The following is a 10,333-nucleotide window of genomic DNA, read 5'->3' as shown; positions in this document are numbered from 1 at the left end:
CTAGTGACCGGTAACGCTTGCAAATAGCTACTGAACGATAAATATTAAAACGAAGGATTATAACTAATACTACGAGGTAATGATTTGGTGCAGAACTGCTCTTAAGCTTGGGCGTATTATAAGGGGGATATCCTAGTATCGCAAGTCTTATCTCATGTTTCGTGTAACTGAAGCTGTTTTTTCACTATTTATTACTCTAATTGCAAGGCTTTTTACGCATTTGGCAAACGGAACAAATAGACCGCTACCCCACTACATACCGTGGCTACCAGCCATGCCATCCACATCGTATCGGCAGGCAGACGATAAAATAACATGGTGGTCGAAATTGTCATCATTATTGTTGCCAGCCACTTAGCATAGAAGGGTACGGCATGACGATCTTCCCAATCGCGGATGAATTTACCAAAATACTTATGATTGATCAGCCAAAAATGAAAGCGCCGTGAGCTACGTGCCCAGCAGCCCGCTGCCAACAGTATAAAAGGCGCGGTCGGCATTACTGGGAGTAATACGCCAATAATCCCTAATACAAAAAACAGCCAGCCAATAATCAAAAACAGCCAACGCACCGTTGGGTTTTTATGTTGATTAGTCTTAGGTCGATAATAAAAAGCTTTTTTTGTTTGAGTCATGGGAGTTTTATCAGTCAGTGTTAGGCATTGGGTCATTAGGTATGGACTACCTATATAGGCTATCAAAGATAAAGAAATTGATAAGCCAGTTCAAGACTGATTTTGCAGGGTTTTACTACGGGTACGTAGCTTACTTAGCAGTTAGGTAAATGTAGGTCGTTATTCACTGTCATTTGGCAGGATAACTTTCCCAGTAATCAGCGATCACCTTTGGAAAGCAATAGTCTTTTGGCATCACGGTAATGGCGATGGGCACTAATATGGATTTGGTCACGCCGCCGATACTCTCACAAGTGGCATCACTAGGCAGGTCATAATAAATCACCCGCAAGGTATTCTGCGGACACAGGTCTGAGCACTGGAAGGACTTAACCACTGCGATACCATGATGATAGCCAATCACCCATTGCTGCGCGCCTTCCGTTGGCGCTGACTCTTTTTGCTCAGCAGCTTGGATAAGATCGGCATCTGTTAAGGTGTCTTCATTGGTCGGCGGTGAAACGAGGACGCAAGCGCTTAGACTTAAAAACAAGGCGCTTAAAGTGAGGGCTTTGGCGGTTGATGTTTTTTTCATAGTAAGCATGGTGTTGATTCTCCATTCACTTCGTTACTAGACCTATCTCGCGCGCTTCTTTTAGCCAACTCGGAAATTCTTCTAGCATATTTTCATATAATGCTTCTTCGCTGATATCGTCTAAATCATCCAGCTCAAAAAAGCTGCAATTATCAATCACGCGCCCTGTCATGTCGTCTAGTTTTTTTAGAATGCCATAACCACGACCACCCAAGCCCACAAACTGCCAAAATATCGGTAGTTTCGCGGCTTCCGTCATGACTTTCGTGATACCGCGATTGTCACTCACCCCGCCATCACTGATAAATAAAACATAGACAGGTACATCCAACCCATCCTTTTGGTAAAAATCCGTCACGGCTTTCATGACCTCTGCTTCGTTATTAACGCGCGGGCCAAGTGCCCATTTACGCCAACCGCCATGAGCGTTGTCTATAAAACCGTCATAGTTGCTCAGCCCAATCTCCCCCAAATATTGCGGGTCTCGGGCAAACGCCCAGCAGTCTAATGCTTGGTCATCATCAAAGCTGACGGCTAATGGCAATAAGCGGTTGACCACCTCTTGCACGCGGCCTTTTTTGTATTGTCTGTTCATTGAGCCTGAGGCATCTAGCACCAATGCCACCTTTGCCGTTAACTGCTGCAATTGGCGTTTCTCAAGCGATATCGTGGCTTTTTTGGCCAAATTGACCAGTTTTGGCGCTTTGTCTAGCATGACTTTTTCTAACGATGGTTTTGCTTGAACTGGCGTTGCAACTACAGCTACTGCTTGCGGGCTACCCTCTTCTACATCGCCACCGAAATGCTGCACGATGGCGGCAAGCCCACCATTAAAGCCTTGCGCGACGTTAGATACTCGCCAAACACCACTTTTACGGTAAAGCTGCATCAGCATACTGGCTTGCTGTTGGGCAAAGTCTGCCGCTTGATATTCTGCCTGTACCTTTTGTGATTGCTGCCAAATGCCAATTTCTAACAATTGAATTTGATTCAGCGGCGTGTCGGCTGATAATACAAAAAACAAGCTGTCTATATTCGCAGCCAGTTTAGACAAGTTAACTTCAAACTCTGCTTGGATGCCTTTACTCGCTGTTGGCTGCGACTCATAATGGGTGAGCTTGATTTGCCCACAAGGTGAGGTCGGCTGATTATAAAACACCATGTAATCATCATTGATCAGTTTGCCTGCTGCATCTAACGCAAAGCAGCTGATATCCATCTCTATTTGACTTTGGCGAGTGAACTTGAGCGTGATGGGTGCAGTATCGCCAATAGCCAGATTACTTAAAGGTGCGCGTTGTCCGACGGTGAGATGGTTCATGGTGTTCCTTACGTTAGAGTAGAATCCTTTAAAGATAATAGACTAATTACTGATGTAAAAAAACCGCTCACAGCACGAGCTAGAGCAGTTCTCAGAATTTAAAATCATTTAATCAAACAGACTTCGATATTTCATACTTATCTATGTTCTGCCTTATTTCTAAAGCAGCTTCAATCCAACCACTATAGTTACTTGTAAAATCTTTCCATGTAGGTTGTAATATATAGGAGCTAGAGCACCCATTGCTAAGTCTTGTTGCGGGATAACGATAATTTAAATTATTTCTATTTTTATTGATAATTTCAAATCCAAAATTTGAATTCCTTGCATACTCATAGCTTCCATATCTATCAGGTAGAATAATAGCTAATATTGCATTAGGGGTACTACTAATAGTATTACGTGTTTTTCTTTTCAAAGAATACGATATTTCCCACGGTATCCACTGGTCTTTTTCTAAACTCACCCACTCTTTCATATTTGGAGAGATAAGTACTATAGTAATAGAACTATCATATATCTTTTCTGCCAGCTTACTTCTTATGGCATCATCCTTAAACGCTTCAAGACTTTCACTATTATTCTCTCCCTTAAATATATGAACACCTGTATCTTCAAAGTGGTTCTGAATTATATCTACATATGATCGCGCTGTAGTCAGTGGGGCATTCCACGAGTTATCTAAGGATTGAACATTTTCATCAGAATACTTATAGGATATAAAAATCTTTTTAGCCATTATAGAATTTCCTTAAATAATTTATAGAACAAAGCTATGTAAGCATAATCATCCTTCAAAGAAACGTCGAAATCACCCTCTTCGTAAATTCCTAACGCGGCAGCTCCAGTACTTGCCATTGGAAGTACCATAGCTTCAGGGTGAGATTGAGTAAATAGTTCAAATTCATCTTCCACCCCTTCCATGCCACCTACAAAAATACCGGCAATAAAGTCATTATTAACAATCATCTTTTCGCGCATCAAAGCCAAGCTTTCATCACGACTTCCAATATCATCTGTAACAATAAGAGATTCCGAAAACTTCTCATTTTCTACGGGAAATATTTTGCGGAAATGTTCTGACTGGTAAAGATATACATGTTCTTCAATATCTACTTCCAAACTTTCTAAGACTGAGCTGATTAAAGGTGTAATAGATGGGTGCCCACCCCAGACTAGTCGAAACTTAGGTAAAATAATTTTGGCTAAGCTACTAACACAGTCTCGGATAGCAATTACATCAGCTGTTTCATAGTATGAAGGATGACGTTCCACTAATGGAATACTTGCAGATAAAAAAACCTGCTTTAACTGTTTAGCCATGCTGGTACCTCTAAAATATTTAATGATTTTATTACTAGGCTACTGTCTAACCACTTTAGATGTCTTAACCAAAAATCTCGAACGCAAGTTGCGTCATAAAGTATAAATATATTCTCAAACTTCTTTTTCTTAATCTCTTCAACAAAGCTTGATGATAGTTCATAATTTAGTGACTTAGGAATACCTACTGCAGGTACTACTATGATATCTTTGCCATTTTTAACCATAGAAATTATCTTGTAACTATCAAGATATGCTTGATAACCCTCTTCTTCAGCCATTTTTATGAAATTACTTATTAAGTTATCCCTTCTTGAAGCTAAAGTTCTAGCTCTAATACTCTCAACATTTTCTATGATTTTGGAGAGAGGTCTCTCCTTCAAAGTACTATATATATAGCTGTTTTCAAAGTCACTATTTTGTAATAGTAAAGGATAAGATATCTGTGCATGGTTAGGAATAAAATTAGTATGTTCGGGCCATGATATTATTACGATACCCAATAGTAACTGGCTGGCTATAGCCAACTCTTGCTTTGTCCAATAACTACCTAAGAAGTCTGAAGTATTTAAAATTATTACTATTTCACTGTCAGCCATTTGATGCCATAGTTCATCCTGAAAAGGCTCTGATTTTCTAATACTATGTGTGTCAAGAAATACATCGAAACCATGTTTTTCTAAAGTCTCATATAGTTGTATAGCTACGTTGGTAGATTCATCTCGTTTATAACTTATAAAAACTTTTCGGTTTCTTCTAAGCAGAGAAAAACCTTCGAGAATATTATTTACAATCTGTTCAATCTTTTGACTTCTATCTTCTTCGTCAAGATTGATACCATTGTAGTTATTTAAGAGTTCAGGAATACAATCTCCAAAGTTATCAAGTGTTCCCTGTACTACAGGTAATAATAACGAAGCATCTTTAGTTACTTGAGTCAGAAAATCTAAGTCGGTAAAGTTCTTGTCGTTTTTTTTAGATCCTAAATAAATACAAAAAGCTGGACTAGAGTCTGTATACTCTTCAAAATTTTCACTATCAATGATAATGAAACTTTTCCAAACTATACCTAAATCCTCTACTCTTTTTCGAAAAATCTCAATAATTTCATCTTTTATACCAAAGTCTTGACCAAGTAATATTAACTGATAACAATAACTTTTCACTAATTATACTCCTTCATCGTTTAATCCATAATTCAAGAAGTTCAAAAGGATCATCAAGCACAAAAATAGAACCATAACGTTGTACATATGGGTATAACTCTAAAAACTCTTGACCTCTAAAACTTTCACCACTATTTTCTATAAGTCCTAATACTGCGACCTTATCCTTGAGACCATCGAAATACCCAAGTTCCCACAACATCCATTTGGAATCTTCAGAATTTTGGGTAATAGCAAATATCAGTGTTTTGCAGCTTTGCATACGTTTTCTGATAACTACCGCCGTTTCTTTAGTCACCTCCCCCCTTTCAAGATGGGAATCTTCGTACCAGTCAACATAAACTGTGAATCCTGCTTCTTCTAAAGTAATTTTCAAACCATAAATTACTTCAGCATCTAAAAAAGCATGTGATAAAAAAATATCATAGGTTTTATTTATATTAAAACTATCAAACTGTTCCTCTAGGATATCTCTTGACTCCAAACCATAAGCTTTATTGCTACGAGCTTTATTACGTACTTCCTCTAAAGTTAAAAATGCCATAAAAATCCTTTTGAGTCTTATGTTAGTAATAATCATTATATCTTAGCACACAAATATTGGGTTATTTGAGAACTAACAGATTAAGTAGAGAGTAATATGGGTGGTAGAGAATAGAAAAGGCCACCATTTTTATGGTGGCCTTTTCTATTCTGCTTGCTTTTACGCGAGGGACGAGCGCCGAGCTGAGTGATTAAAGAACATCGCCTCATGCATCGCATATTTGTCCCTATTAAAGAACTCCGATGCTGAGGCTATGCTTTTTAAGCTTTTGCTTTTATTACAACGCTTTCAGCTGCTCCATCTGCGCTGTCATCGCCGTCAGTTGCCCTTCTAACTCAGCCAACTTTGCTTTTTCAGCATCGACCACTTCCACTGGCGCTTTACTGACAAAGCCTTCATTACCGAGCTTACGCGAAATACCTTCCGCTTGACCTTTCAACTTATCATACGACTTACCCAAACGAGCCAGCTCAGCCGTTGGGTCAATCAGCCCTTTCATCGGTACAAGGACGCGCAGCTGACCAACCATACTTGATGATGATAAAGGCACTTCATCACCTTCTTTTAGAATGGTTAAGCTCTCGACTTTCGCAAGCGCCTTAAACTGATTGGCGATACGCGATAGACGCGTGTCTTCCGCTGCTGAGATATTTTGTAGCAGTACAGGGAGACGTACCGCGTTGCCGAGTTTCATCTCGCCACGGATATTACGTACGCTAGCGATCAGCTGTTGTAGCCATGCCATATCGGCTTCGGTTTGCTCACTGATTTGCGCAGTATCGGTTTGTGGATAGGCGGCAATCACGATGCTATCGGTGTCTTTACGATTTAATAGCGGCGCGATGGTCTGCCAGATTTGCTCGGTCAGATATGGCATGATCGGATGGCTAAAGCGTAGTGCAGTCTCAAGCACATGCAGCAGCACATAGCGGATTTGCGCTTTACGCTCGCTTGATACCGAGTCATCATTGAGGCTAGCTTTGGCAAGCTCAACATACCAATCACAGTATTCATTCCAGATAAATTCATAGATATCATGGCTGACCATATCAAGGCGATACTGGGCAAAATGCTGATGAATATTAGTAATGGTCGAGTTTAGGCGACTCATAATCCATTTTTCTGGTAATTCCCAAACGTCAGGATTGGCAGCTTGGTCAATCGGTAGAGCCTTCCCTTTCCCTTCATCAGAGCTGTCGATACAGTTCATCAGTACAAAGCGACTGGCGTTCCAGATTTTATTACAGAAATTCCGATAGCCTTCGACCCGTTTTAGATCAAAGTTGATATCGCGACCAGTACTGGCAAGCGAGGTAAAGGTAAAGCGTAGCGCATCCGTACCGAACGCTGGGATGCCTTCCGGAAACTCTTTACGGGTTTGCTTTTCGATTTTCGCAGCGTCTTTGGGATTCATCATATTACTGGTGCGTTTTTCTACCAATGCTTCGAGATCAATACCATCGATAAGGTCAATAGGATCTAAGACATTACCTTTCGATTTGGACATTTTCTGACCATTACCATCACGTACTAAGCCATGGACATAGACGGTCTTAAAGGGGACTTGTGGGGTGCCATCTTCGTTTTTCACGAAGTGCATGGTCATCATGATCATGCGCGCGACCCAAAAGAAGATAATGTCAAAACCAGTGACCAACACGCTGGTCGGGTGAAAGGTTTTGAGCACGCGCGGATCAGCATTGACGTCAGCCCAATCGAGGGTACTAAACGTCCATAGACCAGAGCTAAACCACGTATCGAGCACGTCATCATCTTGGCGCAGTTTCACGTCAGCAGCGAGATTATATTTGCTGCGCACCTCTGCTTCATCACGCGCCACATAGATGCTACCTTCCTCGTCATACCACGCTGGGATACGATGTCCCCACCACAGCTGACGGCTGATACACCAGTCTTGAATGCCATTCATCCATGCCATATACATATTTTTATATTGGGCAGGGACAAACTCAATCTGCCCTTCTTCTACTGCTGCAATCGCAGGCTTAGCCAACTCTTTAACCGCAACATACCATTGATCAGTTAACCACGGCTCAACGATCGCACCGCCACGCTCAGCACGCGGCGCTTTGAGTGCGTAGTCTTCGATGTCCTCTAACCAGCCTTGCTCGCCAGCTTGTTCAACGAGGAATTTACGCGCAGCAAAACGCTCAAGTCCGGCATACTCGCTTGGTGTAGTCTCTAGCGTTGGCTCACGGGTTTGCAGGTCAGGATAGACTTCCATCGCCGGTAAAATATGCGCATGGGCATCAAGGATATTAATCAGCGGCAACTCATGACGACGACCCAATTCATAGTCATTAAAGTCATGCGCTGGGGTGATTTTCACACAACCGGTACCAAAGTCTTTTTCGACGTAATCATCAGCAACAATAGGCACAACACGACCAGTAATTGGCAAGGTAATGGTTTTGCCGACTAAGTGTGCGTAACGCTCATCACTAGGATTGACTGCAACGGCAGTATCGCCTAATAAGGTTTCAGGACGCGTGGTCGCGACAACCAGATAATTTTTGCCATCTTGAGTTTGCAATTCTTTATCAGTGAAATGATAGCGGAAATGCCACAAACTGCCTTTTTCGTCATGGTTTTCGACTTCTAAATCTGATAGTGCGGTTTGGAATTTTGGATCCCAGTTCACTAAACGCTTACCACGATAAATCAAACCATCGTCAAACAGACGGACGAACACTTCTTTTACCGCATTAGACAAGCCATCATCCATGGTAAAGCGTTCACGCGACCAATCAACCGAGCTACCCAAACGGCGAATTTGACGAGTAATATTATCACCCGACTCTTCTTTCCATTCCCATACTTTACCAATGAAGTCTTCGCGGCTCATATCACGGCGTTTAATACCTTGTGCTTCTAGACGACGTTCAACCACCATTTGCGTGGCAATACCGGCATGATCCGTACCTGGTTGCCAAAGCGTATTGTCACCATCCATACGATGATAACGGGTCAACGCATCCATGATGGCATTATTAAAGCCATGACCCATATGTAATGAGCCAGTAACGTTTGGTGGCGGCAAGGCGATAGAGAACGACTCGTCTTTATCAAAGCTTGGCTTAAAATAACCGCTGTCTTCCCAGCCTTGGTACATGCCTGCTTCAACTTCTGCAGGATTGTAGGCATTTTCTAATTGGCTAAGTGCCGCTTGGATAGAAGTGGTTAGATTGGTTTTAGTATTTGTCGTAGTATTGGTATTAGGATTGCTCATAATAGAATGGTCTTTTATTAATAATGAATGTAGTCAAATAAATACGTTAAAAATAGATGAAATAATTAATAGAGTGATTTTAACGCAGATAGCAAGATTTTGTTAGATGCTAAGGTCATTTATCAGGTTTGAAAAACGGTATGAGATAATTAATACCCTCGATGCGCTGAACTCTCAACATAATAAGTCCTAGTGATGTTATAAAATATAGGTCATGCTATAAAAAGAGACAGGATATTATAATCATTATCTGATAAACAGCGAGTTGACCGTGTCCCAAGATACCGAGCATACCTATAATAGTAGCAGCAACTCTCAGGCTGACAATGCAGACGATAAACGTTTCATTGATGATAACGCTACTCATGATTATAAAGCTGAGAATAAACAAGACAGTGCCATCGATGCTACTGATGCCGCTAATACTACCGAAAATTTAGAAGACCACGAATTTTCAGAAACCATTAGTGATGATGATCAGGCCTCGATCAAAGAAGTGGCAAATGATGACAATCTTAGCGCGCCTAAAAGCTATGCCAGCATCTTAGTTGAACAAGTCATCGATGCCAAAGAAACTTTTAACCGCTCACTTGGCTCATTATTTACCAGTGCCTTTACCGCTGGGCTTGAAATTGGCATCAGTTTATTTGTCATCCTAGCCGCTTTTGCGTTACTAAGCGAGGTGTTACCCAGCCATTATGCAATGGTGCTGGCGTCGCTATTATATCCCATCGGTTTTATCATTGTAGTTATCGGTCAGTCATTATTATTCACTGAGCAGACCTCTCTTTTAAGCTTGCCTGTACTCAATAAAATAGAACCGCTATGGAAGCTATTACGTTTATGGGGCATTGTCATTGCTGGTAATATCGTCGGCGGTTGTCTATTTGCGGCATTGATGATTGGTTTAGGTATTAATATGAAGCTGTTTACCGTCGCCAATATTGATGCTTACGCGCAGCATGTTTTAGACTTTGAATGGTGGGTGATATTTGGTAGCTCAGTATTAGCGGGTTGGATGATGGGTGTCGCCGCGTGGCTTGTGACCTCGGCACGCGATACGCTTAGCCGTATCGTACTAGTCACCCTGATTACCGGTAGTATTGGCTTCTTAGGTTTGCATCATAGTATCGTTGGCAACATCGAAGTATTTTCTGCCTTGTTGTATGGCAATACCGTCAGCTTAATGAGCTATTTATGGTTTTTAGTGGTGGTACTGGTGGGCAATACGGTAGGCGGCGTAGTGTTTGTTGCGGTACTTAAGAACCGTACTTTCTTATTCGATATCGCTAAAGTCAAAGAACAAACAGCTAGTGATAAAGCGCAGGCAAAAGCGGATTTAAAAGCCCATCGACCTCGTTAATCACTCGACCTTAATTTTCGTTTGGTATTATTTAAGGCTAAAGGCTAAAGGCTAAAGGCTAAAGGCTAAAGGCTAAAGGCTAAAGGCTAAAGGCTAAAGGCTAAAGGCTAAAGGCTAAAGGCTAAAGGCTAAAGGCTAAAGGCTAAAGGCTAAAGGC

General features: G+C 41.4%; 9 protein-coding genes. 1 reads left to right on the top strand and 8 read right to left on the bottom strand.

Going from position 1 to position 10,333, the window contains the following annotated elements; translation table 11 throughout:
* Positions 1–212 precede the first annotated feature (212 nt).
* The 8 genes from WAZ74_RS09155 to WAZ74_RS09120 form a co-directional block, all read right to left on the bottom strand.
* The gene (locus tag WAZ74_RS09155; protein WP_422307994.1) at positions 213–635 is read right to left on the bottom strand and encodes a YbaN family protein; all 423 of its coding nucleotides are present in this window, start codon (positions 633–635) and stop codon (positions 213–215) included.
* 169 nt (positions 636–804) lie between these two features.
* The gene (locus WAZ74_RS09150) at positions 805–1,218 is read right to left on the bottom strand and encodes a hypothetical protein (protein ID WP_422307993.1); all 414 of its coding nucleotides are present in this window, start codon (positions 1,216–1,218) and stop codon (positions 805–807) included.
* Positions 1,219–1,234: 16 nt separating this feature from the next.
* A complete protein-coding gene (locus WAZ74_RS09145) occupies positions 1,235–2,530 on the bottom strand; it encodes a VWA domain-containing protein (RefSeq protein WP_422307992.1) in 1,296 nt (431 codons plus the stop codon).
* A gap of 112 nt (positions 2,531–2,642) precedes the next feature.
* Positions 2,643–3,269, bottom strand: a complete 627-nt coding sequence (locus tag WAZ74_RS09140; RefSeq protein ID WP_422307991.1) for a TIR domain-containing protein — start codon at positions 3,267–3,269, stop codon at positions 2,643–2,645.
* Entirely contained in the window at positions 3,269–3,853 is a 585-nt protein-coding gene (locus tag WAZ74_RS09135; protein ID WP_422307990.1) for a hypothetical protein, read from the bottom strand. The genes WAZ74_RS09140 and WAZ74_RS09135 overlap by 1 nt, the downstream gene beginning before the upstream one ends.
* Positions 3,838–5,019 (bottom strand): toll/interleukin-1 receptor domain-containing protein, encoded by a 1,182-nt coding sequence (locus tag WAZ74_RS09130; protein ID WP_422307989.1) that lies wholly within the window; start codon positions 5,017–5,019, stop codon positions 3,838–3,840. Before WAZ74_RS09130 ends, WAZ74_RS09135 begins: the two co-directional genes overlap by 16 nt.
* A gap of 13 nt (positions 5,020–5,032) precedes the next feature.
* Positions 5,033–5,563, bottom strand: a complete 531-nt coding sequence (locus WAZ74_RS09125; RefSeq protein ID WP_422307988.1) for a toll-Interleukin receptor — start codon at positions 5,561–5,563, stop codon at positions 5,033–5,035.
* 277 nt (positions 5,564–5,840) lie between these two features.
* Positions 5,841–8,813 carry a valine--tRNA ligase gene (locus WAZ74_RS09120; RefSeq protein ID WP_422307987.1) on the bottom strand — a complete coding sequence of 991 codons (2,973 nt, stop codon included), beginning with the start codon at positions 8,811–8,813 and terminating at the stop codon, positions 5,841–5,843.
* Positions 8,814–9,084: 271 nt separating this feature from the next.
* On the opposite strand from WAZ74_RS09120, the gene WAZ74_RS09115 reads away from it, so the two are divergent.
* A complete protein-coding gene (locus WAZ74_RS09115) occupies positions 9,085–10,176 on the top strand; it encodes a formate/nitrite transporter family protein (protein ID WP_422307986.1) in 1,092 nt (363 codons plus the stop codon).
* The last annotated feature ends 157 nt before the right edge of the window (positions 10,177–10,333 follow it).

Source organism: Psychrobacter sp., assembly GCF_049295055.1.
GTDB lineage: Bacteria > Pseudomonadota > Gammaproteobacteria > Pseudomonadales > Moraxellaceae > Psychrobacter.
The sequence above is the reverse complement of the archived record's forward strand: the minus strand, read 5'-3'. Positions and strand labels throughout refer to the sequence as shown.